The 25,105-nt window shown below is 73.0% G+C and carries 20 protein-coding genes and 1 riboswitch; of the genes, 13 read left to right on the top strand and 7 right to left on the bottom strand.

Annotation, left to right across the window (positions count from 1 at the left end):
- Nucleotides 1-71: 71 nt before the first annotated feature.
- Both ACWCPN_RS15980 and ACWCPN_RS15985 read left to right on the top strand, forming a co-directional pair.
- Entirely contained in the window at nucleotides 72-1,235 is a 1,164-nt protein-coding gene (locus tag ACWCPN_RS15980; protein ID WP_451206142.1) for a citrate synthase/methylcitrate synthase, read from the top strand.
- A 298-nt stretch (nucleotides 1,236-1,533) separates the two neighbouring features.
- The gene (locus ACWCPN_RS15985; RefSeq protein ID WP_451206145.1) at nucleotides 1,534-2,616 is read left to right on the top strand and encodes a CobW family GTP-binding protein; all 1,083 of its coding nucleotides are present in this window, start codon (nucleotides 1,534-1,536) and stop codon (nucleotides 2,614-2,616) included.
- 12 nt (nucleotides 2,617-2,628) lie between these two features.
- Here ACWCPN_RS15985 and ACWCPN_RS15990 read toward each other — a convergent pair whose 3' ends face one another.
- Nucleotides 2,629-5,085 (bottom strand): DNA gyrase/topoisomerase IV subunit A, encoded by a 2,457-nt coding sequence (locus ACWCPN_RS15990; RefSeq protein ID WP_451206148.1) that lies wholly within the window; start codon nucleotides 5,083-5,085, stop codon nucleotides 2,629-2,631.
- Between the two features lie 282 nt (nucleotides 5,086-5,367).
- Between ACWCPN_RS15990 and ACWCPN_RS15995 the strand changes: the two genes are divergently transcribed.
- The 4 genes from ACWCPN_RS15995 (at nucleotide 5,368) to ACWCPN_RS16010 (ending at nucleotide 10,228) form a co-directional block, all read left to right on the top strand.
- Nucleotides 5,368-6,762: a M16 family metallopeptidase gene (locus tag ACWCPN_RS15995; protein WP_451206151.1), complete on the top strand. Its 1,395-nt coding sequence runs from the start codon at nucleotides 5,368-5,370 to the stop codon at nucleotides 6,760-6,762.
- Nucleotides 6,759-8,147, top strand: coding sequence for a M16 family metallopeptidase (locus tag ACWCPN_RS16000; RefSeq protein ID WP_451206154.1), 1,389 nt, complete (start codon nucleotides 6,759-6,761; stop codon nucleotides 8,145-8,147). Before ACWCPN_RS15995 ends, ACWCPN_RS16000 begins: the two co-directional genes overlap by 4 nt.
- A gap of 245 nt (nucleotides 8,148-8,392) precedes the next feature.
- Nucleotides 8,393-8,556, top strand: a riboswitch (cyclic di-AMP (ydaO/yuaA leader).
- A 12-nt stretch (nucleotides 8,557-8,568) separates the two neighbouring features.
- A complete protein-coding gene (locus ACWCPN_RS16005) occupies nucleotides 8,569-9,324 on the top strand; it encodes a M23 family metallopeptidase (RefSeq protein ID WP_451206157.1) in 756 nt (251 codons plus the stop codon).
- 199 nt (nucleotides 9,325-9,523) lie between these two features.
- On the top strand, nucleotides 9,524-10,228 hold the full coding sequence (locus ACWCPN_RS16010; RefSeq protein WP_451206160.1) for a GntR family transcriptional regulator: 705 nt from the start codon (nucleotides 9,524-9,526) through the stop codon (nucleotides 10,226-10,228).
- 150 nt (nucleotides 10,229-10,378) lie between these two features.
- On the opposite strand, the gene ACWCPN_RS16015 is transcribed toward ACWCPN_RS16010, so the two are convergent.
- On the bottom strand, nucleotides 10,379-10,660 hold the full coding sequence (locus tag ACWCPN_RS16015) for an HPr family phosphocarrier protein (RefSeq protein WP_317445823.1): 282 nt from the start codon (nucleotides 10,658-10,660) through the stop codon (nucleotides 10,379-10,381).
- Between the two features lie 176 nt (nucleotides 10,661-10,836).
- Between ACWCPN_RS16015 and ACWCPN_RS16020 the strand changes: the two genes are divergently transcribed.
- The 4 genes from ACWCPN_RS16020 (at nucleotide 10,837) to ACWCPN_RS16035 (ending at nucleotide 16,359) form a co-directional block, all read left to right on the top strand.
- Nucleotides 10,837-13,764, top strand: a complete 2,928-nt coding sequence (locus tag ACWCPN_RS16020) for a bifunctional acetate--CoA ligase family protein/GNAT family N-acetyltransferase (RefSeq protein ID WP_451206164.1) — start codon at nucleotides 10,837-10,839, stop codon at nucleotides 13,762-13,764.
- A 117-nt stretch (nucleotides 13,765-13,881) separates the two neighbouring features.
- Nucleotides 13,882-14,478, top strand: a complete 597-nt coding sequence (locus ACWCPN_RS16025; RefSeq protein WP_199212309.1) for a DUF5998 family protein — start codon at nucleotides 13,882-13,884, stop codon at nucleotides 14,476-14,478.
- Nucleotides 14,478-15,668 carry an alkaline phosphatase family protein gene (locus ACWCPN_RS16030; protein ID WP_199212310.1) on the top strand — a complete coding sequence of 397 codons (1,191 nt, stop codon included), beginning with the start codon at nucleotides 14,478-14,480 and terminating at the stop codon, nucleotides 15,666-15,668. The genes ACWCPN_RS16025 and ACWCPN_RS16030 overlap by 1 nt, the downstream gene beginning before the upstream one ends.
- 40 nt (nucleotides 15,669-15,708) lie before the next feature.
- A complete protein-coding gene (locus ACWCPN_RS16035; RefSeq protein WP_451206167.1) occupies nucleotides 15,709-16,359 on the top strand; it encodes a thymidine kinase in 651 nt (216 codons plus the stop codon).
- An 83-nt stretch (nucleotides 16,360-16,442) separates the two neighbouring features.
- On the opposite strand, the gene ACWCPN_RS16040 is transcribed toward ACWCPN_RS16035, so the two are convergent.
- On the bottom strand, nucleotides 16,443-17,234 hold the full coding sequence (locus ACWCPN_RS16040; RefSeq protein ID WP_451206170.1) for a VOC family protein: 792 nt from the start codon (nucleotides 17,232-17,234) through the stop codon (nucleotides 16,443-16,445).
- Nucleotides 17,235-17,546: 312 nt separating this feature from the next.
- Between ACWCPN_RS16040 and ACWCPN_RS16045 the strand changes: the two genes are divergently transcribed.
- Entirely contained in the window at nucleotides 17,547-18,398 is an 852-nt protein-coding gene (locus ACWCPN_RS16045) for a sulfurtransferase (protein ID WP_451206173.1), read from the top strand.
- Nucleotides 18,399-18,487: 89 nt separating this feature from the next.
- Here ACWCPN_RS16045 and sepH read toward each other — a convergent pair whose 3' ends face one another.
- The 3 genes from sepH to ACWCPN_RS16060 form a co-directional block, all read right to left on the bottom strand.
- Nucleotides 18,488-19,531 carry a septation protein SepH gene (gene sepH, locus ACWCPN_RS16050; protein WP_451206176.1) on the bottom strand — a complete coding sequence of 348 codons (1,044 nt, stop codon included), beginning with the start codon at nucleotides 19,529-19,531 and terminating at the stop codon, nucleotides 18,488-18,490.
- 402 nt (nucleotides 19,532-19,933) lie between these two features.
- Complete coding sequence (locus ACWCPN_RS16055) at nucleotides 19,934-21,244, bottom strand: D-arabinono-1,4-lactone oxidase (protein ID WP_451206179.1); 1,311 nt, start codon at nucleotides 21,242-21,244, stop codon at nucleotides 19,934-19,936.
- Nucleotides 21,213-22,451, bottom strand: a complete 1,239-nt coding sequence (locus tag ACWCPN_RS16060; protein WP_451206183.1) for an MFS transporter — start codon at nucleotides 22,449-22,451, stop codon at nucleotides 21,213-21,215. Before ACWCPN_RS16060 ends, ACWCPN_RS16055 begins: the two co-directional genes overlap by 32 nt.
- A 195-nt stretch (nucleotides 22,452-22,646) precedes the next feature.
- On the opposite strand from ACWCPN_RS16060, the gene ACWCPN_RS16065 reads away from it, so the two are divergent.
- Nucleotides 22,647-23,774: a ferrochelatase gene (locus tag ACWCPN_RS16065; RefSeq protein WP_451206186.1), complete on the top strand. Its 1,128-nt coding sequence runs from the start codon at nucleotides 22,647-22,649 to the stop codon at nucleotides 23,772-23,774.
- Nucleotides 23,775-23,782: 8 nt separating this feature from the next.
- Nucleotides 23,783-24,598, top strand: coding sequence for an inositol monophosphatase family protein (locus ACWCPN_RS16070; RefSeq protein WP_451206189.1), 816 nt, complete (start codon nucleotides 23,783-23,785; stop codon nucleotides 24,596-24,598).
- A gap of 94 nt (nucleotides 24,599-24,692) precedes the next feature.
- Here the strand turns inward: ACWCPN_RS16070 and ACWCPN_RS16075 are convergent, their stop codons facing one another.
- Nucleotides 24,693-24,869 carry a hypothetical protein gene (locus ACWCPN_RS16075; protein ID WP_451206192.1) on the bottom strand — a complete coding sequence of 59 codons (177 nt, stop codon included), beginning with the start codon at nucleotides 24,867-24,869 and terminating at the stop codon, nucleotides 24,693-24,695.
- Nucleotides 24,870-25,105 lie beyond the last annotated feature (236 nt).

Genomic DNA, 25,105 nt, shown 5'->3' on the forward strand with positions numbered 1-25,105 from the left:
TTGATTCAATCAATATTGACAGCTATTGAGTCAAGCATGGACAGTCGGATCAAGTCCAGGGAGGAGACACCATGTCCGTCAACAGGACCGCACCCCGTGTGGAAGTACCGCGTGGCCTCGCGGGGGTCGTCGTCACCGACACCCGTGTCGGAGACGTCCGGGGAACCGAGGGCTTCTACCACTACCGGGAGTACTCGGCCGTCGAACTCGCCCGGACCCGCGGCTTCGAGGACGTCTGGCACCTGTTGGTGCACGGCACCCTGCCGGACCCCGGGCGCGCCGCCTCCTTCGCGGCGGAGACCGCGAGGCTGCGCCGGCTGCCCGAGGACGTCCGCGCGGCCCTCCCCGCCATCGCCGCGGCCGGCCGCGAATCCGGGCCGCTGGCCGGCCTGCGTACGGCGCTGTCGCTGCTGGGTGCCGCGCGAGGGTTCCGCCCGGTCTACGACACGGACCCGGAGCGGCGGCGCGCCGACACCGTGGCCGCCTGCGCGGCCGTGCCCACGCTGCTCACCGCGCTGTACCGGCTGGGCAGGGGCCTCGAACCCGTCGAACCCCGAGAGGACCTTCCGTACGGGGCGAACTACCTCTACATGCTGACGGGCGAGGAGCCGGATCCGAAACGGGCCCGTGCGGTCGAGCAGTACCTCATCTCGACCATTGACCACGGATTCAACGCGTCAACCTTCACCGCGCGGGTCATCGCGTCCACGGGCGCCGACGTGGCCGCCTGTCTGGTCGGAGCCGTCGGCGCCCTGTCCGGGCCGCTGCACGGCGGGGCGCCGAGCCGCGCGCTCGACACCCTGGACGCGATCGGAACACCGGACCGGGCCGACGCCTGGATCCGGGAGCGGGTGCTCGCCGGTGACCGTGTCATGGGCTTCGGCCACGCCGTCTACCGCACGGAGGACCCGCGTTCGCGAATGCTGCGGGAGATCGCCCTGGACTTCGGCGGCCCGCGCGTCGATCTGGCCGTCGAGGTCGAACGGCACGTCGAGGCGGTCCTCAGCGAGCTGAAGCCGGGCCGCGAACTCCACACCAACGTCGAGTACTACGCGGGCGTGGTCATGGAACTGTGCGGCCTGCCCCGCGAGATGTTCACCCCCACCTTCGCGGCGGCCCGGGTGGTCGGCTGGAGCGCCAACATCCTGGAACAGGCGGCGGACCCGAAGATCATCCGGCCGGTCGCGCGCTACGTGGGACCGGAGCCGCCGGTCGCGGTGCCGCCGGCGGCCTGAGGCGCCGACCACGGCCTGGAGGCCGACTCGGAACCGACCCGGAACCGACCCGGAACCGACCCGGAACCGACCCGGAACCGACCCGGAACCGACCTGGAGCCGGGCCGGCATCAGGCCGGCGGGCGCCGGGCCGGGCCGGTGCCGGACCGGACGGCCGTCGCGGAACGAGCCGTCGGATGCGCGCCCCGTCGCTTCCCCTCCCGCTCGTATCCTGGTCGCGCAGTCGATTCCCGCTGTGTCCGTCCGCGCGCCGGGCCACGAGCCGGTTCGCGCGTCCGTGTGTGAGAGAGGTCGCCCGTTGGGGAACAGCCCGGCGAACAGCCGCAGCCCGCAGCAGATCCCGGTGGTCGTGCTCGCCGGATTCCTGGGCTCCGGGAAGACCACGCTCCTCAACCACCTGCTGCACCACAGCGGGGGCAGCCGCATCGGGGCGATCGTCAACGACTTCGGCGCCATCGAGATCGACGCGATGGCGGTGGCGGGCGCCCTCGGCGACTCGACGGTCTCGCTCGGCAACGGCTGCCTGTGCTGCGCCGTCGACGCCAGCGAACTCGACGTCTACCTGGACCGGCTCGCCGCCCCCGCCGCCGGCATCGACGTCATCGTCATCGAGGCCAGCGGACTCGCCGAGCCGCAGGAGCTGGTGCGCATGGTGCTGGCCAGTGAACATCCGCGGATCGCCTACGGCGGCCTCGTCGAGGTCGTCGACGCGGCCGAGTTCGACGACACCCGCGCCAGGCACCCCGAGATCGACCGGCATCTCGCCCTCGCCGACCTCGTCGTGGTCAACAAGCTGGACCGGGCGCCGGACGCCGACCGTGTGCTCGCGCTCGTCCGCTCGCTCACCGACCGCGCGGCGGTCCTCCCCGCCACCTACGGCCGCGTCGACCCGGAGTTCCTCTTCGACTGCCGGCCGAGCGAGGAGCGCGTCGGGCAGCTCTCCTTCGACGATCTGCACGAGCACCGCGAGGACGGCCACGACCACGCCGGTCACCTGCACACCGGCTACGACAGCCTGTCCTTCACCTCGGCGCCGCCCATGGACCCCCGCCGCCTGATGAGCTTCCTGGACACCCGCCCCGAGGGGCTCTACCGGATCAAGGGATACGTCGACTTCGGGCCGTACGACACCCTCAACCGGTACGCCGTGCACGCCGTCGGCCGGTTCCTGCGCTTCCGGCCCGAGCCCTGGCCGGCCGCCGGCCCCCGCAGCACCCAGCTCGTGCTGATCGGCTCCGGCATCGACGCCGACGCCCTCCACGAGGAACTCCGGGCGTGCGGGAACGACGGCCCGCACGTCGACGAGCACGGCATGTGGGGCGTCCTGCGCTTCGTGCCCGGCTCCGAGGAGGAGCCGGGCACGGAGACCCACGAGGTGTAGCGGCCGGGCGCCCTACGACACCGGTCCCGCGACCACCGCCACCGTCTTCGGCAGCGACGTGCCCGAGCCGTCGCGGCGCGGGTCCGGCTCCGGCAGTTCCACCGGGGTGCCGTTCTTCTGCGCCGCCCGTGCCGGGACGGGGCCCGCCCAGGCCAGCGACAGGCAGTCCTCGCCCTTCAGGAACCGCTGGCAGCGCACGCCGCCGGTGGCCCGGCCCTTGCGCGGGTACTGGTCGAACGGGGTCAGCTTGGCCGTCGTCTGCACCGAGTCGTCCAGCGTGCCGCGCGAGCCCGCCACCGTGAAGACCGCCGCGTCGTCGGCAGGGTCGACCGCGGTGAAGGAGATGACCTTCGCGCCCTCGGTCACCTTGATGCCGGCGATACCGCCGGCCGGGCGGCCCTGCGGGCGGACGATGGACGCCTGGAAGCGCAGCAGCTGCGCGTCGTCCGTGATGAACACCAGGTCCTCCTCGCCGGTGCGCAGCTCCACCGCGCCGACGATCCGGTCGCCCTCCTTGAGCGTGATGACCTCCAACTCGTCCTTGTTGGACGGGTAGTCGGGCACCACACGCTTGACGACACCCTGCAGCGTGCCGAGCGCCAGGCCGGGGGACGACTCGTCCAGCGTGGTCAGGCAGACCACCGTCTCGTCGTCCTCCAGGGACACGAACTCCGCCAGCGGCGCCCCTCCGGACAGGTTCGCCGTCGCCGCTTCGGGCAGCTGCGGAAGGTCGACCACGTTGATCCGCAGCAGCCGGCCCGCCGAGGTGACCGCGCCGATCTCGCCGCGCGCGGTCGCCGGGACCGCCGAGAGGATCACGTCGTGCTTCACGCGCCTGGCCCCGGCCGCCTCCGGGAACGGCTGGTCGGTCGCCGTACGGGCCAGCAGCCCCGTCGAGGACAGCAGCACCCGGCACGGGTCGTCGGCGACCTGGAGCGGCACGGCGGCCACCGGCGCGCCCCCGGACTCCAGCAGGACCGTACGCCGGTCGGTGCCGAACTTCTTCGCCACCGCGGCCAGTTCGGCCGAGACCAGCTTGCGCAGCTCCGCGTCCGACTCCAGGATCCGGGTCAGCTCCGCGATCTCCGCGGTGAGCCTGTCCTTCTCCGCCTCCAGCTCGATGCGGTCGTACTTGGTGAGCCGGCGCAGCGGCGTGTCGAGGATGTACTGCGTCTGGACGTCGCTCAGCGAGAACCGCTCCATCAGGCGCTGCTTGGCCTGCGCCGAGTTCTCGCTGGACCGGATCAGCCGGATGACCTCGTCGATGTCGACCAGGGCGGTGAGCAGACCCTCGACCAGGTGCAGCCGGTCGCGCCTCTTGCCGCGGCGGAACTCGCTGCGGCGCCGGACCACGTCGAAGCGGTGGTCGAGGTAGACCTCCAGCAGCTCCTTCAGGCCCAGCGTGAGCGGCTGGCCGTCGACCAGGGCGACGTTGTTGATGCCGAAGGACTCCTCCATCGGCGTCAGCTTGTAGAGCTGCTCCAGGATCGCCTCCGGCACGAAGCCGTTCTTGATCTCGATGACCAGGCGCAGCCCGTGCTCACGGTCGGTGAGGTCCTTGACGTCGGCGATGCCCTGGACCTTCTTGGAGTTGACCAGGTCCTTGATCTTGGCGATGACCTTCTCCGGGCCGACCGCGAAGGGCAGCTCGGTGACGACCAGGCCCTTGCGGCGGGCGGTCACGGTCTCGACGGTGACCGTCGCCCGGATCTTGAACGTGCCGCGTCCCGACGCGTACGCGTCCCGGATGCCGTCCAGGCCGACGATCCGGCCGCCGGTGGGCAGGTCGGGGCCCGGGACGTGCTTCATCAGCGCGTCCAGGTCCGCGTTCGGGTGCCTGATCAGATGGCGGGCCGCCGCCACGACCTCGCGCAGGTTGTGCGGCGGCATGTTCGTCGCCATGCCGACCGCGATGCCCGAGGAGCCGTTGACCAGCAGGTTCGGGAAGGCGGCGGGCAGTGCCACCGGCTCCTGCTCCTGGCCGTCGTAGTTCGGCGCGAAGTCGACCGTGTCCTCGTCGATCGACTCGGTCATCAGGCTCGTCGCCTCGGTCATCCGGCACTCGGTGTACCGCATGGCCGCCGGCGGGTCGTCGTTGCCCAGCGAGCCGAAGTTGCCGTGGCCGTCGACCAGCGGGACACGCATCGAGAAGCCCTGCGCCATGCGCACCAGGGCGTCGTAGATCGACGAGTCGCCGTGCGGGTGCAGCTTGCCCATGACCTCGCCGACGACCCGGGCGCACTTCACGTAGCTCCGCTCGGGACGCAGGCCCATCTCGTTCATCTGGTAGACGATCCGGCGGTGCACGGGCTTGAGTCCGTCACGGGCGTCCGGCAGGGCGCGCGAGTAGATGACCGAGTACGCGTACTCGAGGTAGGAGCCACGCATCTCGTCAACGACGTCGATGTCGAGGATCCTCTCCTCGTACGAATCGTCGGGCGGCGGGGTCTTCGTGCTGCGGCGGGCCATCGCTGCCGGCTCCTCCAGATTTCTGTTCGCTCGGGGTTGACGGATCTGACGCGGACCATTGTGGACCGCGGCACTGACAACCCGGGCCGCGACCCGGTCCCCCGCGGTGCGGCCCGGTGCCGGGAAGCCCTCCCACGGCACGCGGGACGCAGGCTACGCGATCCGCTGTGGGCGTACGTCCGGCGGGAACTTCGCCGAGGCTCCGCACGCTTGCATACAGTGGCAGGACCGGCAGGAAATCCGCGGTTTCCATCAACCGCCTCCGCTCGCGAAGGGACGTACATGCCCATGGGTCACACGACCACAGCCGAGGCAGGCTCCGGGGGCCTGACAGCGACCGAGCACCGCCTGGCCAACGGTCTGCGCGTGGTGCTCTCCGAGGACCACCTGACCCCCGTGGCGGCGGTCTGCCTGTGGTACGACGTCGGCTCCCGCCACGAAGTCAAGGGACGTACCGGCCTGGCTCACCTTTTCGAGCACCTGATGTTCCAGGGCTCCGGCCAGGTCACGGGCAACGGCCACTTCGAGCTGGTGCAGGGCGCCGGCGGCTCGCTGAACGGCACCACGAGCTTCGAGCGCACCAACTACTTCGAGACCATGCCCGCCCACCAGCTGGAGCTCGCCCTCTGGCTGGAGGCCGACCGCATGGGCTCCCTGCTGGCCGCCCTGGACGAGGAGTCCATGGAGAACCAGCGGGACGTCGTCAAGAACGAGCGCCGCCAGCGCTACGACAACGTCCCCTACGGCACCGCCTTCGAGAAGCTGACCGCCCTGGTCTACCCGGAGGGCCACCCCTACCACCACACGCCGATCGGCTCGATGGCCGACCTGGACGCGGCCACCCTGGAGGACGCGCGCCAGTTCTTCCGGACGTACTACGCGCCCAACAACGCGGTGCTGTCCGTGGTCGGCGACATCGACCCCAAGCAGACCCTCGCCTGGATCGAGAAGTACTTCGGCTCGATCCCCGGCCACGACGGCAAGCCCGCGCCCCGCGACGGCTCGCTGCCGGAGGTCATCGGCGGCCAGCTGCGCGAGGTCGTCGAGGAGGAGGTCCCGGCGCGCGCCCTGATGGCCGCCTACCGGCTCCCGCACGACGGCACGCGCGACGCGGACGCGGCGGACCTGGCCCTGACCGTCCTCGGCGGCGGCGAGTCCTCCCGCCTGTACAACCGGCTGGTGCGCCGCGACCGCACGGCCGTCGCGGCCGGCTTCGGTCTGCTCCGGCTGGCCGGCGCGCCCTCGCTCGGCTGGCTGGACGTGAAGACCTCCGGTGACGTCGAGGTCCCGGTGATCGAGGCCGCGATCGACGAGGAGCTGGCCCGGTTCGCCGAGGAGGGCCCCACGCCCGAGGAGATGGAGCGCGCCCAGGCCCAGTTGGAGCGCGAGTGGCTCGACCGGCTCGGCACGGTCGCCGGCCGCGCCGACGAACTGTGCCGGTTCGCCGTCCTGTTCGGCGACCCGCAGCTCGCCCTGACGGCGGTCGAGCGCGTCCTTGAGGTGACCCCCGAGCAGGTCCAGGAGGTCGCCAAGGCCCGCCTGCGGCCGGACAACCGCGCGGTCCTCGTGTACGAGCCCAAGTCCCCGGAGACCGTCCAGGACGCCGACGTCCCCGAGGACCCGGAGGCCGAGGCGACCGTCGAGGGCCGCCACGACAACGAGGAGACGGCCAAGTGAGCGAGCTCGCCCCGATGGACTTCCACCCCCAGCCGCAGCCGGGCGAGGCCAGGCCCTGGGCGTTCCCCGCCCCCGAGCGCGGCACGCTGGACAACGGCCTGACCGTGCTGCGCTGCCACCGCCCCGGCCAGCAGGTCGTCGCCGTGGAGGTGCTGCTCGACGCGCCCCTGGACGCCGAGCCGTCCGGCCTGGACGGCCTCGCCACGATCATGGCGCGGGCCTTCTCCGAGGGCACCGACAAGCACTCGGCCGAGGACTACGCCGCCGAGCTGGAGCGGGCCGGCGCCACGCTCGACGCGCACGCCGACCACCCCGGCGTCCGGCTCAGCCTCGAGGTGCCCGCCTCCCGCCTGGCCAAGGGGCTCGGTCTGCTCGCCGACGCCCTGCGCGCCCCCGCCTTCGCGGAGAGCGAGGTCGAGCGGCTGGTGCGCAACCGGCTGGACGAGATCCCGCACGAGCTGGCCAACCCCTCCCGCCGCGCCGCCAAGGAGCTCTCCCGGGAGCTGTTCCCGGCCACCGCGCGCATGTCGCGCCCGCGCCAGGGCACCGAGGAGACGGTCGAGAAGATCGACGCGGCCGCGGTCCGCGCTTTCTACGACCGTCATGTGCGTCCCGCGACGGCGACCGCGGTCGTGGTCGGCGACCTCACCGGCATCGACCTGGACGCCCTGCTCGCCGACACCCTGGGCGCCTGGACCGGCACCCCCGCCGAGCCGCGCCCGGTGCCGCCGGTGACCGCCGACGACACCGGCCGGGTCGTCATCGTCGACCGGCCCGGCGCCGTCCAGACGCAGCTCCTCATCGGCCGGATCGGACCCGACCGGCACGACCGGGTGTGGCCCGCCCAGGTGCTCGGCACGTACTGCCTCGGCGGCACGCTCACCTCCCGCCTGGACCGTGTGCTGCGTGAGGAGAAGGGCTACACCTACGGCGTGCGCGCCTTCGGGCAGGTCCTGCGGTCCGCGCCGGACGGCACCGGCGCCGCGATGCTCGCCATCAGCGGCTCCGTGGACACCCCGAACACCGGCCCGGCGCTCGACGACCTGTGGAAGGTGCTGCGCACCCTCGCGGCGGAGGGCCTGACCGACGCCGAGCGGGACGTCGCCGTGCAGAACCTGGTCGGGGTGGCACCGCTGAAGTACGAGACCGCTGCTGCCGTCGCGAGCACCCTGGCCGACCAGGTCGAGCAGCACCTGCCCGACGACTACCAGGCGACGCTGTATCAGCAGCTCGCGGCCACCGGCACCGTCGAGGCCACCGCGGCGGTCGTCAGCGCCTTCCCGGTGGACGGTCTGGTGACGGTCCTCGTCGGTGACGCGGCGCAGATCAAGGAGCCCGTGGAGGCGCTCGGCATCGGCCAAGTCACCGTCGTCGCCGCCGAGTAGCGGCCGCACGGCGACACGCGCGCGTGGGGACCTCGCGGCCGACGGGCCGTCAGGTCCCCATCGTGTGCGCGGACCTTCCCGAAACGGGTGGGTCACCCTTGTCCAGATGTCCGAATTGAGGCGGAGGTTGCCCGTCTGCCCTGTGGGATGCGCTACAAAAGCCCGGATCCGTTTGGGTGCCGACGACCGGGCCGCTTAGCTTCTTCCGGGCTGTCCGTCAGGCAGTGCGCCGCGCCCGCGGCACCGGACAGTCATCGCCGAGTCCCCGTACGGCGCGAGCCAGGGGAGCCGGGGACCCATCGCAGTCCCTGGGGTGAATCGGACGCCCGCGCGTGAGCGAGGGGGTCCGTAGGAGACCTTCCTGCTCCGAACCCGTCAGCTAACCCGGTAGGCGAGAGGGAAGGAAAGGACCAGCCACTTCATGGCGTTCATGTGCGCCTCCGGGAAGCACCGCAAGCCCGGCCGCGTGAAGCGCACCACCGCCCAGGCGGCCGGTGTCGCAGCCCTCACCACCACCGGTGTCATCGGCACGCTCGCCGCCTCCCCGGCGCTCGCCGCGGAGCAGCCCGTCGAGCAGACGGGCCTCACGCCGGTGATCAGTGTGAGCGACGAGGTCGCCGAGCAGATCGACGAGCAGGCCGCCGCCCAGACGCAGGCCGCCGAACGGCAGGCCGCCGAGGAGGCCGCCGCCAAGGCCGCCGCCGCGGAGGCGAAGAAGGAACGCGAGGCCGCGGCGCGCGCCGCCCGCGAGGCCGAGCGCAAGCGCCTGAACGCCTTCGTCGCCCCGATCGTGCACTCGTACGTCTCCACGGCCTACCAGGCCAGCAGCTCCCTGTGGTCCTCCGGCTCGCACACGGGCATCGACTTCCACGCCGCCAGCGGCACCTCCGTGCACGCGGTCGGCGCCGGCACCGTCGTCTCCACCGGCTGGGGCGGGGCCTACGGCAACGAGATCGTGATCCGGATGGCCGACGGCATGTACACCCAGTACGGCCACCTGTCGTCCATCGGCGTCACGGTGGGCCAGAAGGTGATTCCGGGCCAGCAGATCGGCCTGTCCGGCGCGACCGGCAACGTCACCGGCCCGCACCTCCACTTCGAGGCCCGTACCTCTCCCGACTACGGCTCGGACGTCGACCCCATCGCCTACCTCCGCGAGCACGGCGTGCACGTCTGACCCCTTCCGCGCGGACATCCGAAAGCCCCGGCTCACCGAGCCGGGGCTTTCGCGTTTTCTGCGGTTCCCGAGGGAACGGTCGGCCAAAAAATATGCATGGATTCCGACCCGCCGTCGGAAATTCCGCTCCCGTGGAATAGAGTCACGGATCAACACGTCCATCGCCGGCGTTGAACGGGGATCAAAGCGGAGGTCGGTCATGCGTATTCCGGCGCACTCGGTGTGCACGGCGATCCGGGACGACATCGTCGCGGGTGTCCATGAGCGCGGCGGCCGGCTCACCGAGGAAGTCCTGGCCCGCCGCTACGGCGTCTCGCGCGTCCCGGTCCGTGAGGCCCTGCGCACCCTGGAGGCGGAGGGCTTCGTGGTGACGCGGCGGCACGCGGGCGCGTGCGTGGCCGAGCCGACCGAGCAGGAGGCCGCCGACCTGCTGGAGATGCGCGTGCTCCTGGAGCCGCTCGGCGCCTCCCGGGCCGCCCAGCGGCGCACCGAGGCGCATCTGAAGGTGCTGCGCGGCCTGGTCAGGCTGGGGCAGGAACGGGCCAGGAGGGGCAACAGCGAGGATCTGCGCGCCCTGGGGGGCTGGTTCCACGAGACGCTCGCCCAGGCCTCCGGCAGTCCCTCGCTGACCTCGATGCTGACCCAGCTCCGGCACAAGATCGCCTGGATGTACGCGGTGGCGGCCCCGCCGAGCCCGGTGGACTCCTGGGCCGAGCACGGCGCGATCGTGGACGCGGTGGCGCGCGGCGACGGCGAACGCGCGCGTGCGCTCACGGCGCTGCACACCGAGCGCTCGACGGTCGCGCACCGGCTGCGCTTTTCCGGCGGCGAGAGCCCCGCCGCGCGCCCGGACCGTGTGAGGACTTCGCAACATGCCGTAAACATGTCGGGCCCGCGGCATTAACACGTGGGCCGTATACAAAGAGGGGGAAATTTCGTGACGGGGTATTTCCGCTGCCCGAATTTCCCGCGCGGCCCAATTGGCCGCCGAAACGGCGGAGCCGTGCCGCCCGGAAAGGGCGGCACGGCTCCGGTATTTCCCGTGGTCCGGTGCTCAGACCGTCTCGGGCAGTTCCTCGAGGCCCTCGGCGACCAGCTTCGCCAGCCGGTCCAGGGCGACGTCCGCGCCCTCGGCGTCGGAGGCGAGGACGATCTCCTCGCCGCCCTGGGCGCCCAGACCCAGGACGGCCAGCATGGAGGCCGCGTTGACGGGGTTGCCCCCGGCCTTGGCGATCGTCACCGGGACGCCTGTGGCCGTGGCGGCTCGGACGAAGATGGAAGCGGGGCGGGCGTGGAGGCCCTCGGCCCAGCCGACGTTGACGCGGCGCTCAGCCATGTGTTGCTGCCCTTCGGTGTTCAGGTTGTCTAGACCAGTTTCCCATATCGTGAAGCGTGCCCCGGGCGGACCTGTGTCCCGCCGCCGGTGCCGCCGGACCGCGGCCTCGGTCCGGCTTGTCGTCCTCCACAGACTGCCTCGCGACGTCGCCGTACGCGAGCCGTACCCTGGGGCCCATGCAGAGCCCGGCGGACCGGCAGGACCGGCACGAGTACCCCGCTCACTGGGAGGCGGACGTGGTGCTGCGCGACGGGGGCACCGCGCGCATCAGGCCCATCACCGTTGACGACGCCGACCGCCTGGTCAGCTTCTACGAGCAGGTCTCGGACGAGTCGAAGTACTACCGCTTCTTCGCGCCGTACCCACGCCTGTCCGCCAAGGACGTCCACCGCTTCACTCACCACGACTTCGTGGACCGGGTGGGACTCGCGGCCACGATCGGCGGCGAGTTCATCGCCACCGTACGCTACGACCGCATCGGCACCGACGGCATGCCCGCGTCCGTGCCCGCCGACGAGGCCGAGGTCGCCTTCCTGGTCCAGGACGCCCACCAGGGCCGCGGCGTCGCGTCCGCCCTGCTGGAACACGTCGCGGCCGTCGCGCGCGAGCGGGGCATCCGGCGCTTCGCCGCCGAGGTGCTGCCCGCCAACACCAAGATGATCAAGGTGTTCACGGACGCCGGGTACACCCAGAAGCGCAGCTTCGAGGACGGCGTGGTCCGCCTGGAGTTCGACCTCGAGCCCACCGACCGCTCGGTCGCCGTCCAGCGCGCACGGGAGCAGCGCGCCGAGGCCCGCTCGGTACGCCGGCTGCTGGCACCCGGTTCCGTCGCCGTCGTCGGCGTCGGCCGCACGCCCGGGAGTGTCGGCCGCGGCGTCCTCGGCAACATCCGCGAGGCCGGTTACCGGGGCCTGCTGCACGCCGTGAACACGGCCTTCCCCGAGGACCTGGAGGAGGTCGACGGGGTGCCCGCGCACCGCTCCGTGCGGGACATCGACGGCCCCGTCGACCTCGCCGTGGTCGCCGTCCCGGCCGAGCACGTGCCAGCGGTGGTCGCCGAGTGCGGCGAGCACGGGGTGCAGGGGCTCGTGGTGCTGTCCGCCGGATACGCCGAGAGCGGCCCCGAGGGGCGCGAGCGGCAGCGCGCCCTGGTGCGGCAGGCGCGCGCGTACGGCATGCGGATCATCGGCCCCAACGCCTTCGGGATCATCAACACCGCGCCCGGCGTCCGGCTGAACGCCTCGCTGGCCCCGGAGATGCCCAGGCCCGGCCGCATCGGCCTGTTCGCCCAGTCCGGTGCCATCGGCATCGCCCTGCTGTCCCGGCTGCACCGGCGTGGCGGAGGGGTCACGGGCGTCACGGGCGTGTCCACCTTCGTGTCGTCCGGCAACCGGGCCGACGTCTCCGGCAACGACGTCCTCCAGTACTGGTACGACGACCCCGAGACCGATGTCGCCCTGATGTACCTGGAGACCATCGGCAACCCCCGCAAGTTCAACCGCCTCGCCCGGCGCACGGCCGCGGCCAAGCCGCTGGTCGTGGTCCAGGGCGCCGGATCCGCGCCGCAGGGACACGCGGTACGGGCGACGCGGCTGCCGCACGAGACCGTGTCGGCGCTGCTCCGGCAGGCCGGTGTCATCCGGGTCGACACGATCACCGAGCTGGTCGACGCGGGCCTGCTGCTGGCCCGGCAGCCGCTGCCCGCCGGGCCCCGGGTGGCGATCCTCGGGAACTCCGAGTCGCTGGGCCTGCTGACGTACGACCGCTGTCTCGCGGAGGGACTGCGGCCCTCGCCCCCGCTGGACCTGACCACCGGCGCGACGGCGGAGGACTTCCACCGCGCGCTGTCCCGGGCCCTGGCGGACGACACGTGCGACGCGGTCGTCGTCACGGCGATACCGGCGATCGGGGAGGGCTCACCGGGCGACGCCGAACTGGCGGAGGCGCTGCGATCGGCGGCCGCCGGGGTGTCCGGCAAGCCGGTGCTCGTGGTGCACGTGGAACTCGGCGGGCTCGCGGAGGCGTTGTCGGCCGCGGCGAGCACGGCCCCCCAGGCCGCCCCGCAGGATCCGGCCGCGGCGGGCGCCGCACCGCAGGCTCCGCCCGCCCAGGGCGCCGCGAACGCCGCACCCCGGTCCGCGCGGGCACCCGGCGCCCCGGACGCCACCGGTCCGTCCCGCCCCCCGCGGCGGCCGCCGGCCGCCGTGCCCGAGGCGCCGGCCGTCCCCCCGGTGGAGGGGGCCCGCCTCATCCCGGCCTACCCCGCCGCCGAACGTGCCGTCCGCGCCCTCGCCGAGGCCGTGAAGTACGGCCAGTGGCGGCGCGAGGCCACCGATCCCGGGAAGGTCCCGGAGTACGAGGACATCGACGAGAGGGGCGCCGCCGAACTGATCGGCGTCCTGCTCGAACGCGGGCAGGGGCTCACCCTCGGGGAGGCGGAGACCTGCGAACTCCTCGGCAAGTACGGCATCCCCGTCCGCCGCGCCCTGCCCGGGCCCAGCCCGGACGCCGCCGCCGAGGCCGCCCGCACCCTCGGATACCCGGTGGCCCTCAAGGCCACCGCCCCGCACCTGCGGCACCGCGCGGACCTCGGCGGCGTACGCCTCGACCTGGCGAACGAGGAGCAACTGCGCCGCTCCTACGCCGAGTTGACCGAGCTGTTCGGAAAGCCCGACGAACTGCGGCCGGTGGTGCAGGCCATGGCGCCGAGGGGTGTCGACACGGTCGTACGCGCGGTGATCGACCCGGCGGCCGGCGCCGTGCTGTCCTTCGGGCTGGCCGGGGCCCCCTCGCAACTGCTCGGCGACATGGCGCACCGGCTGGTCCCGGTCACCGACCGGGACGCGACCTCGCTGGTGCGGTCCATCCGCACCGCGCCGCTGCTGTTCGGCTGGCGCGGCTCCACGCCCGCGGACACCCCCGCACTGGAGCGGCTGCTGCTGCGAGTGTCCCGGCTGGTGGACGACCATCCCGAGGTGGTGGCCGTCACCCTGGAACCGGTCGTCGTCGCGCAGCGGGGCGTGAGCGTCCTCGGCGCGACCGTGCGCCTCGCGCCGCCCCCCGCCCGCGACGACCTCGGCCCGCGCACCATGCCGGCGTACTGAGCGGGGGAGCGGCCGGGCCGCCGGCGGGGGCCGATCGGACGGCCCTCCCGCGCGGGGGAGGCCCGGCGGCCGCGGCCGCCGGCGACTGGCCCGGAGCGCCCTTGCCCACGGATTAGGATGGACGCCATGGCCAAGACCAGTACGACGACCCAGGGGCTGCGCGCGGCGATCGAGCGCAGCGGCTACTACCCGGCCCTCGTGGCCGAGGCGGTGGAAGCCGCCGTGGGCGGCGAGCCCATCCGGTCGTACCTGGTCCACCAGGAGACGACGTTCGACCAGAACGAGGTGCGCCGGCACGTGACCGTGCTGGTCCTCACCGGCAACCGCTTCATCGTCAGCCACACCGACGAGCAGGCCGCCGACAGCACGTCCCCGACGCCCTACGCCACCACCTCCACGGAGTCCGTGAAGCTCGGCCGGATCTCGTCCGTCGTGGTCAGCCGGGTGGTCGCCAACCCGGAGCAGTACAAGCCGGGCACCCTGCCCCGCGAGATCGTGCTGACCATCGGCTGGGGCGCGGTCAGCCGTATCGACCTGGAGCCCGCCGCCTGCGGCGACCCCAACTGCGAGGCCGACCACGGCTACACGGGCAGCTCCACGGCGGACGACCTCAGCCTGCGGGTGAGCGAGGCCGGCGACGGCCCCGAGACGGTGCGCCAGGCGCTCGCCTTCGCCCAGGCCATCTCCGAGGCGACCGCGGACCCCACGCGCTGATGGCGCAGCTCTCCGCCTGGGACCACCCGGAGCCCCTCGCCCTGGCCAGCGCGCCCCTGCCCCAGTACGGCAGCGGCTCGCTCGCCGACCTGCTGCCCACCCTGGCCGCCGGCCTCGGCGTCCCCGGCATGACCGCCACGATCGCGGAACTCACCCCGGCCGACCGGGTCTGCGTCTTCCTGGTCGACGGGCTCGGCTGGGAGCAGCTCAGGGCCCACCCCGACGAGGCCCCCTTCCTGAACTCGCTGCTCGGCAGCTCGCGCGGCGGCACCGGCCGCCCGCTCACCGCCGGCTACCCGGCCACCACCGCGACCTCCCTGGCCTCCGTCGGCACCGGCCTGCCGCCCGGCGCGCACGGCCTGCCCGGCTACACCGTCCGCAACCCCGCCACCGGCGAGCTGATGAACCAGCTCCGCTGGCAGCCGTGGGCCCCGCCGCGCCCCTGGCAGCCGTATCCCACGGTCTTCCAACTGGCCCACGACGCCGGTGTGCACGCCGCCCAGGTGTCCTCGCCGGCCTTCGCGAGCACCCCGCTGACCAAGGTCGCGCTGAGCGGCGGCACCTTCCACGGCCGGCTCACCGGCGAGGACCGCATGGACCTCGCCGCCGAGCAACTGGCCGCCGGTGACCGCTCGCTGGTGTACACCTACTACGCCGAGCTGGACGGCGCCGGGCACCGCTACGGCGTCGCCTCGGACACCTGGCGCGGCCAGCTCATGAACGTCGACCGGCTCGCCCAGCGCCTCGCCGAGCAGCTTCCGCCGCGCAGCGCGCTCTACGTCACCGCCGACCACGGCATGGTCGACGTGCCGTTCGACGAGGAGCACCGGATCGACTTCGACGAGGACTGGGAGCTGGGCGCCGGTGTCGCCCTGCTCGGCGGCGAGGGCCGGGCGCGGCACGTGTACGCGGTGCCGGGCGCCGAGGCCGATGTGCTGACCGTCTGGCGCGAGGTGCTCGGCGAGCAGTTCTGGGTGGCCTCGCGGGACGAGGCGATCGAGGCCGGCTGGTTCGGGCCGCGCGTCGACGAGCGCGTGTACGCGCGCCTCGGGGACGTGATCGCGGCGGCGCACGACGACGTCCTGGTCATCGCCTCCGAGCGGGAGCCCAAGGAGTCGGCGCTGGTCGGCAACCACGGCTCGATGACCCCCGCCGAGCAGTTCGTCCCGCTGCTCGAAGTACGCTCCTGAATCCCCCTGCCCGTCCCCGCCGAAAGGTGCTCATCCCCTCATGCCCGAGCTGGTGTTCTTCTCCGGAACCATGGACTGCGGGAAGTCGACGCTGGCTCTGCAGATCGAGCACAACCGCTCCACGCGCGGCCTCGTCGGGGTGATCTTCACCCGGGACGACCGGGCCGGCGAGGGCAAGCTGTCCTCGCGGCTCGGCCTGGTCACCGACGCGGTGGAGGTCGAGGACGGCCAGGACCTGTACGCCTACCTCGTCGTCCGTCTCTCCCAGGGCGGCCGGGCCGACTACGTGATCGCGGACGAGGCCCAGTTCCTCGCGCCGGAGCAGATCGACCAGCTCGCGCGCGTCGTGGACGACCTCGGGCTGGACGTCTACGCGTTCGGCATCACCACCGACTTCCGCTCCAAGCTCTTCCCCGGCTCCCAGCGGCTGGTGGAACTGGCCGACCGCATAGAGGTGCTCCAGGTCGAGGCCCTGTGCTGGTGCGGCGCCCGCGCCACCCACAACGCCCGCACGGTGGACGGCGAGATGGTCGTCGAGGGCGCCCAGGTGGTCGTCGGCGACGTCAACCACGCGGCGGGCGAGATCGGCTACGAGGTGCTGTGCCGCCGCCACCACCGCCGCCGCATGACCGCCGCGACGTCCCGCGCGGCGGCCCTGTCCCCGGACGTGCTGCCGGTCACGGCCGACTGACCGGGCCGACCGGCGGGGCGGCGGAGCCCGGTCGGCCGGACCGGTGCCGGACCCCGACGCACCTGGGGGGCCGGACGGGGACCTCAGCGCGGGTTCTCGATCACCGAGAACACCGCCCCCTCCGGGTCCGCCACCGTGGCGACCCGGCCGTGCGGGCCGTCGTGGGCCGGGTCCAGGACCCGGCCGCCCAGTTCGGTGACCTGCAGCAGCGTTTCCCCGGTGTCGGCGACCTGGAAGTACGTCAGCCAGTGGGCGCCCCGGTCGCCGGGCAGGGCATGGCCCAGGCCGGTCAGGCCGGCCACCGGCTGTCCGCCGGCGCGCAGGGTCACGTGGTCGGAGTCAGCGGAGACCTCCGGCTCCTCCTCGTAGCCGAACACCGTCTCGTAGAACTTGGCCACGGCGGTGGTCTCGAAGGTGAGCAGCTCGTTCCAGGCGGGGGTGCCCGGGACGCCGCCGACCGACGTGCCGAGGTGGGCCGCGCCCAGCCAGATCCCGAAGACCGCCCCGGAGGGGTCGGCGGCGATGGCCATCCGCCCGGCCTCGGCCGCGTCCAGCGGACCCACGGCCACCGTGCCGCCGCACAGGCGGACCTGGTCGGCCGTGGCGTCCACGTCCCGCGAGGCGAAGTACGGCGTCCAGGCGACCGGCAGCCGGCGCTCCGGCGGCAGCTGGCCGATGCCGGCCACGTCGTGGCCGTCCAGCAGCGCCCGCACGTATGGGCCGAGCTGCCGCGGACCCGGCCGGAACTCCCAGCCGAACAGGGCCCCATAGAACCTCTCGGTCGCGGCCAGTCCGTGCACCATCAGGCTCACCCAGCAGGGTGTGCCGGGCGCGCGCCGCGCGTGCGGGCCGGCCGACTCCCGTGCCTCGGTCATCGATCACTCTCTCCCCGGCCCTCACGGGGGCCGTGTCGCTTCCGCCAGCCGGAGGGGTGTGCCGCCCACGCGCGCACACCCGTGCCGGCACCCGCGTCCTCCGGGGTGGCGCACGCCTGGCCGCGCCGACCGCCCGGGGCACCGGGAAGGTTGCCTGCTCCGTCGTCTCCCGCCGCTTCCTGACGATGGCCGACGAGTGTCCGACAGTTGTACAGCCTGTGCCCGATCCCGTACGCCGGGTGATCGGACCTGTCCGGCGGGAGAGTAGCCGGACCTGGACGCCGCGGCCACCCCTGACGTAAGGATGACGCCATGACAGCCATCATCAGCGCGACCGAACTGGCCCACGAGATCGAGGGGGAGGCCCCGCCCGTCCTGCTGGACGTCCGCTGGCAGCTCAGCCTCGCGAAGGCGGCGGGCGAACCGGAGTTCGACGGCCGGGCCGAGTACGCGGCCGGGCACATCCCCGGCGCGGTCTTCGTCGACCTGGACCGGGAGCTGGCCTCGGCCCCCGGCGAGGGCGGCCGCCATCCACTGCCCGACCTCGCGGAGTTCGGCGCCGCCATGCGCCGCGCGGGTGTGTCGGCCACCCGCCCGGTCGTCGTCTACGACGGCGGTGTGGGCTGGGCCGCCGCGCGCGCGTGGTGGCTGCTGCGCTGGACGGGTCACCCGGACGTGCGGTGCCTCGACGGCGGGTTGCCGGCCTGGCAGGGCGCACTGTCCACCGCGACGCCCGCTCCGGCCGAGGGCGACTTCCGGCCCGTGCCGGACCCCGCCGGGCTGCTGGACGCGGACCAGGCGGCCGCCCTGGCCGAATCGGGCGTGCTGCTGGACGCGCGCGCGGGGGAGCGGTACCGCGGCGAGGTGGAGCCCATCGACCGGGTCGGCGGGCACATCCCGGGCGCGGTGTCGGCGCCCACGACCGAGAACGTGGGCCCGGACGGCCGGTTCCTGTCCGCGGCGGACCTGCGGGACCGCTTCAAGGCCCTGGGGGTGTCCACGGATGTTCCCGTGGGCGTCTACTGCGGCTCGGGCGTGTCGGCCGCCCAGGAGGTGCTGGCGCTCGCGGTCGCGGGCATTCCGTCGGCCCTGTACGTCGGTTCCTGGTCGCAGTGGTCCTCGGACCCGTCCCGTCCGGTGGCGGTGGGCCCGGACCCGCGGTAGACGACGAGGAGGACGAGAAGTGGGGGCACGCGCGCGTGCCCCCACTTCCGACAGGTCCTACGACGGTTTCACACGGTCGTACGGCCCGTTTACTCCTGCTTCTTGCGCCGGGTCCCGAACACGATCTCGTCCCAGCTCGGGACCGCGGCCCGGCGGCCGGGGCGGACACCGTCGGCCTCGGCCTGGCGGTCGGTCGAACCGATGAGCCGGTCCCGGTGGCTGCCCACCGAGCGCGGCATGAGGACGTCCGCGTAGGCGGATCCCGCCGACGCGGCGGGCGCCGGGGGCTCCTCCTCGGCGACCTCCTCGGGCGGCTCCTCCGCCGAGATCTCCACCGGCCGTTCCGGGACCACCAGGTCGCCCCGGAAGCTGGGCACCGCCTCCAGCAGGCTGGTCAGCGAGTCGCGTTCGCCGGTGCTCTCCTCGGCGGGCTCGGACGCCTGCGCGGGCAGGCTCGGCCGGTCCCGGTCGACACGCTCCAGGGCACGGTCCATGCCACGGTCGCGCGGCAGCCGGGCGATGCGCGGGACGAACGGGAAGCTCGGCTCCGGCACGGCGAGGTCGTCGGACTCGCCGATCAGCGAGCGGGCCTCCTCGTCCACGGCCTGGACCAGCCGCCGGGGCGGGTCGTACGTCCAGCTCGCCGAGTGCGGTTCGCCCGCGACCCGGTAGACGAGCATGACCTCCCAGGTGCCGTCGTCGCGGCGCCAGGAGTCCCACTGCACGGTGTCCTTGTCGGCGCCGCGCAGCAGCAGCCGCTCCTGAACGGCCTCGCCGAGCAGCGGACCGGAGTTCTCGCCCGGCCTGCGGACCGGGGTCTTGCGGGCACGCTCGGCCATGAAGGCGCGTTCGGCCAGCACCGGTCCCTCGAAGCGCCGCACCCGGTCGACCGGGATGCCGGCGAGCTGGGCGACCTCTTCCGCGGTGGCACCGGCTCGTATACGCGCCTGGATGTCACGCGGGCGGAGATGGCTCTCGACCTCGATCTCGATCTGGCCGAGACGGGGACGGTCGCCGCGGACGGCGGCGCGCAGCCGTTCGTCGATCGGGAGTGTGTACTCCGTGGAATCGGCAGCCTTGAGCACCAGCCGTGTGCCGTCATTGGAGACGGCCACGACACGCAGTTCGGGCATGGGGACCTCCCGGGTGGTGCCTGCCGACGTCACGTGCGTCGCTGCTTCCGCTAGTCGAGTGTGGCCTGCCCGGGTGCAGCCTGCCACAACCTTGCCGAGTTGCCCGGCGTGTCGGGCATGGGCCCTGGGTCGCCGTTATGGCACGGTTACCTATTCGCAACGCTAAGTGACAAACTCCGTCACCCTGTGCAACTAGCCCCCTCCCGGCTGCCCTGCGAGGTCGCGGACACCCTGGTGGGACACCGGACCCAGGGCTCGCAACAGTACTCCATTTGGACCATGTGCGTGGATGGGCGCGCCGCCCAACTTCTGGCAAGGGGTGCGACTTGGCCGCTCATCACCGGGTTGCGACGATCTTGGAGGTGGCGAACTTCACTTAATCCCCGGAAACGGAACTAATCGCTACGCCCCCAGAACCCTCCTCAAGTAGTCGTTCTGGAACAGGCGTTCCGGGTCGAGCCGGTCGCGCAGCGCCGTGAACTCGGCGAAGCGCGGATACACCCCGGAGAAGTACGCCGCGTCGCGCGTGTGCACCTTCCCCCAGTGCGGCCGGCCCTCGTGCGCGGTGAGGATGCGCTCGGCGGCGGTGAAGTAGGCCTGGTACGGCGTCCCCCGGTACATGTGCACGGCGATGTACGCGCTGTCCCGGCCGGAGGCGGTGGACAGGGTGATGTCGTCGGCGGGCGCGGTGCGCACCTCGACCGGGAAGCTGACGCGCAGTCGGGAGCGGTCGACCATGGTCCGCAACTCGCGCAGGGTGTCCGCCAGGGCCGCGCGCGGGACGGCGTACTCCATCTCCACGAAGCGCACCCGGCGCGGCGAGGTGAAGACCTGGTAGGGGATGTCGGTGTACGTCCGTGCGGACAGCGCCTTGCTGGAGACCCGCGCGATGGCCGGGACGGCCGCCGGGGCCGCCCGCCCGACCCACTGGGCCACCTGGAAGACGCCGTTGGAGAGGAACTCGTCCTCGAACCAGCCGGCCAGCCGTCCCACCGGCCGCTCCGGGCCCGCGCTGCGGTTGTTGCGCTTGGTGTTGGTGTTGCCGGTGTGCGGGAACCAGTAGAACTCGAAGTGCTCGTTCTCCGCCCACAGTTGATCGAACTCGGTGATCACCCGGTCGAAGGGCATCGGTTCCTCGCGCGCGGTGAGCAGGAACAGCGGCTCCACCGCGAAGGTGATGGCCGTGACGACGCCGAGCGCGCCGAGGCCTATCCGGGCGGCCGCGAAGACCTCCGGGTTCTCCTTCTCGGAGCAGGTGAGCACCGAGCCGTCGGCCGTCACCAGCTCCAGTCCCCTGATCTGGGCGGCGATCGAGGCCGATTCGCGGCCGGTGCCGTGGGTGCCGGTGCTGGTGGCGCCGGAGACCGTCTGCTCCATGATGTCGCCCATGTTGGTGAGCGACAGGCCCTCGCGCGCCAGGGCCGCGTTGAGCCGCTTGAGCGGGGTGCCGGCCTCCACCGTGACGGTCATGGCCTCCCGGTCGACGCCGCGTATGCCGGTCAGCAGCCGAGGGCGGATCAGCACTCCGTCCGTGGCGGCTATGGAGGTGAAGGAGTGCCCGGTGCCGACGGCCTTCACCTTCAGGCCGTCCTCGGCCGCCCGGCGCACCTCCGCGGCCAGTTCCTCCACCGAGGCCGGCGCGACCTCGCGCGCGGGGCGGGCGGAGACGTTGCCGCCCCAGTTACGCCAGGTGCTGTTCCTCGCGCTCGACATGGTGCTCAACGATGCCTCCCCGACCCGCGGCCGGCCTGCGGAGCCGGCGGTACCCGAGGAAACCGACCGTGACCGCGACGGCCCCGGACACGGCCGGAACCCCGTACCCGGCACGCGCCCCGGCTGCGTCGATCACCCAGCCGGCCGCGGAGGAGCCGAGCGCGACTCCGACCGCGAGGCCGGTGCTCACCCAGGTCATGCCCTCGGTGAGCTGCGCGCGAGGTACGTGCTCTTCGATGAGGGACATCGTCGTGATCATCGTCGGCGCGATGGCCAGCCCCGCAACGAACAGCGCCACGGCCAGAAGCGGCAGGTTTCCGACCAGTAGGAGGGGGATCATACTCACGGCCATGGCCGACACGCCCACGAGCCAGCGGCGCTCCGGTGCCCCGGCGAACCGCATCAGCCCGAAGACCACCCCGGCCGTGCAGGATCCGGCGGCGTACAGCGCGAGGACCACGCTCGCGGCGGCCTTGTGACCGCGTTCGTCGGCGAACGCGACGGTGACCACGTCGACCGCCCCGAAGATCGTGCCGGTGGCCGCGAACGTGGCCACCAGCACCTGGAGTCCGGGCGAGCGCAGCGCGCTGCCGCCGCCGCGCCGCTCACGCGGGTGCGGCCGCGGCTCGGTGGCCTGCTGGGAGGTCAGCCAGAAGACGCCGGCGGCCAGGAAGCACGCGGCCAGCAGGGGCCCCGCCTCCGGGAACCAGGCGGTGGACAGGCCGATGGAGATGATCGGCCCGAAGATGAAGCAGACCTCGTCGACCACCGACTCGAACGAGTAGGCGGTGTGCAGCTTCGGCGTCCCCCGGTACAGGGCCGCCCAGCGGGACCTGATCATCGCGCCCAGGCTCGGCACCGAGCCGATCCCGGCCGCGCAGGCGAACAGCGTCCAGTCCGGCCCGCCGAGGTACGCGGTGAGCAGCAGTCCGCCGGCCGCCGCGAGCGCGACCAGGGTCGCCGGGCGCAGCACCCGCCGCTGTCCGTGCCGGTCCACGAGCCGGGATATCTGCGGCCCGATCGCGGCCGCGGACAGCGCGATGGTGGCGGACAGCGCACCGGCCAGACCGTAGCGGCCGGTGAGCTGCGAGACCATCGTGACCACGCCGATGCCCATCATCGACAGCGGCATGCGGCCGATGAACCCGGCGGCGGAGAAGGACTTCGTGCCGGGCTCGGCGAACAGGGCGCGGTAGGGGCTGGGCACGTGGACTCCGGGGCGGCTCGTAAGGCGCGAATGCGACCGGTACAGCTTACGAGTTAGGTGGCCCTAAGTGCACCCCCGGAAACGGTCGCGGGCGCCACCGGAGGCGCGGACGGACAAGCATCGCGAAAACGTCTCGAACCCGACTCCTCGTCCCGCTGTTCCCGCGCTGTCGGTACCGGGTGGCAGGATCGAGTCATGCCAGACGTGCTCGATCACAGCCCGTACGACGCCCTGCTCCTGCTCTCGTTCGGCGGCCCCGAAGGCCCCGACGACGTGGTCCCGTTCCTGGAGAACGTCACGCGCGGGCGTGGCATCCCCAAGGAACGCCTGAAGGAGGTCGGGCAGCACTACTTCCTGTTCGGCGGGGTCAGCCCCATCAACGACCAGAACCGTGCCCTGCTGAAGGCCCTGCGCGAGGACTTCTCCGAGCACGGCCTGAACCTGCCGGTCTACTGGGGCAACCGCAACTGGGCGCCGTACCTCACCGACACCCTGCGCGAGATGGCGGCCGACGGCCGCCGCCGCGTCCTGGTGCTGGCCACCAGCGCCTACGCCTCCTACTCGGGCTGCCGCCAGTACCGGGAGAACCTCGCCGACGCGCTGGCCACCCTCGAGAGCGAGGGCGTCCAACCGCCGAAGGTCGACAAGCTGCGCCACTACTTCAACCACCCGGGCTTCGTCGAGCCCATGACCGACGGCGTGCTGCGCTCCCTCGCCGACCTCCCCGAGGACGTGCGCGACGGCGCCCACATCGCCTTCACCACGCACTCCATCCCCACCGCCGCCGCCGACACCTCCGGCCCGGCCGAGGCCCACGGGGACGGCGGGGCGTACGTCGAGCAGCACCTGGACGTGGCCCGGCTCATCGCCGACGCCGTCCGCGAGCGCACCGGCGTCGACCACCCGTGGCGGCTCGTCTACCAGTCCCGCTCCGGCGCCCCGCACATCCCCTGGCTGGAGCCGGACATCTGCGACCACCTCGAGGAGCGGCACGCCGCCGGCGTCCCGGCCGTCGTCATGGCGCCCATCGGCTTCGTCTCCGACCACATGGAGGTCCTCTACGACCTCGACACCGAGGCCACGGCCAAGGCCGGGGAGCTGGGCCTGCCGGTGCGCCGCTCGGCCACCGTGGGCGCCGACCCGCGGTTCGCGGCGGCCGTCCGCGAACTGGTCCTGGAGCGGTCCGCGGTGGAACGCGGACAGGACGTCACGCGGTGCGCCCTGGGCGCGCTCGGCCCCAGCCACGACCTGTGCCCCGTCGGCTGCTGCCCGGCCCGCGCCCCGAAGCCGGCCGCCGCCGGCGCCGACAGCCCCTTCGCCTGAGGAGACCCGTGACCGACCCCCTCCACCGGGAACTGCTCGCGCTGGCCCAGGAGGCCGCCCGCCGGGCCGGTGAGCTGCTGCGTGACGGCCGGCCGGCCGACCTGGCGGTGGCCAGGACCAAGTCGAGCCCGATCGACGTCGTCACCGAGATGGACATCGCCGCCGAGAAGCTGATCACCGACCTGATCTCCGGGCGGCGGCCCGAGGACGGCTTCCTCGGCGAGGAGGGCGCCTCCGTCGAGGGCACCAGCGGCGTCCGCTGGGTGATCGACCCGCTCGACGGCACGGTCAACTACCTCTACGGCCTGCCGACCTGGGCCGTGTCCGTCGCGGCCGAGCAGGACGGCGAGACCGTCGTCGGCGTGGTCGCGGCGCCGATGCGCGGCGAGACGTACCACGCGGTGCGCGGCGGCGGGGCCCGGGCCACGGGCGCGTGGGAGGGAGAGCGGGCGCTGACCTGCCGTCCCGCGCCCCCGCTCGACCAGGCGCTGGTCTCCACCGGCTTCAACTACGTCGAGCGGGTCCGCACCCACCAGGCCGAGGTCGCCGCCCGGCTGATCCCGCTGCTGCGGGACATCCGGCGCGGGGGCTCGGCCGCGGTCGACCTGTGCGACGTGGCCTGCGGCCGGCTGGACGGCTACTACGAGCGCGGCCTGCACGCCTGGGACGTGGCGGCGGGGGACCTGATCGCCCGCGAGGCGGGCGCGCTGACCGGTGGGCGCCCCGGAGAGCGCCCCACGGGCGATCTGACGGTCGCGGGCACCCCGGGCGTCTTCGAGCCCCTCCAGCGACTGCTGGAGGACTTCGGCGCCTGGCACGACTAGTCCGCCCACGGGCGGGCAGGCGTCGCCCAGGGCGCCGGACGAACGGGACCCCCGGCGCTGGATTCGCCGGGGGTCCCGTTCCTGCACTGCGGGCCTAACAGACGCGTGACGCGCCGACCTCCACACCGTGTTCGGCGGCGAGGCGGCGCAGGTCGTCGAGCTCGGCCTGTTCCACTTCGGCAAGGAAGTCGTCGCCCTCGTCACGAGCCCGCGACAGGTCGGACTCGGTCGCCTTTATGCGCTGCAGAAGTCCTGCGGTGAATGCGTCCATGCTGCGCCCCCTCGTCCTGGGTCGTGGGTCGGGTGGCACGGGGGTGTGCCGTTCGGAGGGAAACGATCACGTCTGCCGCGGGTGCCCAGCGCAGCCCGGCCGGGCGGCGACGGTGCCGGACACCCACGCCCACTCTGCGGATGCGGAGGCTGATCGCGATGTGCCGCATGGTGCTGCGGCACATGCAGAGCGTGATCGCGGGGTGTACCTGCCGTCCTCCCCCCGCTCTCCCCGCG

It is taken from the genome of Streptomyces sp. NPDC002386, from assembly GCF_053593175.1.

Coding starts and splice junctions, on each gene's coding strand:
- ACWCPN_RS15980 (WP_451206142.1), top strand. CDS start 72: ATGTCCGTCAACAGGACCGCACCCCGTGTGGAAGTACCGCGTGGCCTC.
- ACWCPN_RS15990 (WP_451206148.1), bottom strand. CDS start 5,085: ATGGCCCGCCGCAGCACGAAGACCCCGCCGCCCGACGATTCGTACGAG.
- ACWCPN_RS15995 (WP_451206151.1), top strand. CDS start 5,368: ATGCCCATGGGTCACACGACCACAGCCGAGGCAGGCTCCGGGGGCCTG.
- ACWCPN_RS16005 (WP_451206157.1), top strand. CDS start 8,569: ATGGCGTTCATGTGCGCCTCCGGGAAGCACCGCAAGCCCGGCCGCGTG.
- ACWCPN_RS16010 (WP_451206160.1), top strand. CDS start 9,524: ATGCGTATTCCGGCGCACTCGGTGTGCACGGCGATCCGGGACGACATC.
- ACWCPN_RS16015 (WP_317445823.1), bottom strand. CDS start 10,660: ATGGCTGAGCGCCGCGTCAACGTCGGCTGGGCCGAGGGCCTCCACGCC.
- ACWCPN_RS16020 (WP_451206164.1), top strand. CDS start 10,837: ATGCAGAGCCCGGCGGACCGGCAGGACCGGCACGAGTACCCCGCTCAC.
- ACWCPN_RS16025 (WP_199212309.1), top strand. CDS start 13,882: ATGGACGCCATGGCCAAGACCAGTACGACGACCCAGGGGCTGCGCGCG.
- ACWCPN_RS16030 (WP_199212310.1), top strand. CDS start 14,478: ATGGCGCAGCTCTCCGCCTGGGACCACCCGGAGCCCCTCGCCCTGGCC.
- ACWCPN_RS16035 (WP_451206167.1), top strand. CDS start 15,709: ATGCCCGAGCTGGTGTTCTTCTCCGGAACCATGGACTGCGGGAAGTCG.
- ACWCPN_RS16040 (WP_451206170.1), bottom strand. CDS start 17,234: ATGACCGAGGCACGGGAGTCGGCCGGCCCGCACGCGCGGCGCGCGCCC.
- ACWCPN_RS16045 (WP_451206173.1), top strand. CDS start 17,547: ATGACAGCCATCATCAGCGCGACCGAACTGGCCCACGAGATCGAGGGG.
- sepH (WP_451206176.1), bottom strand. CDS start 19,531: ATGCCCGAACTGCGTGTCGTGGCCGTCTCCAATGACGGCACACGGCTG.
- ACWCPN_RS16055 (WP_451206179.1), bottom strand. CDS start 21,244: ATGTCGAGCGCGAGGAACAGCACCTGGCGTAACTGGGGCGGCAACGTC.
- ACWCPN_RS16065 (WP_451206186.1), top strand. CDS start 22,647: ATGCCAGACGTGCTCGATCACAGCCCGTACGACGCCCTGCTCCTGCTC.
- ACWCPN_RS16075 (WP_451206192.1), bottom strand. CDS start 24,869: ATGGACGCATTCACCGCAGGACTTCTGCAGCGCATAAAGGCGACCGAG.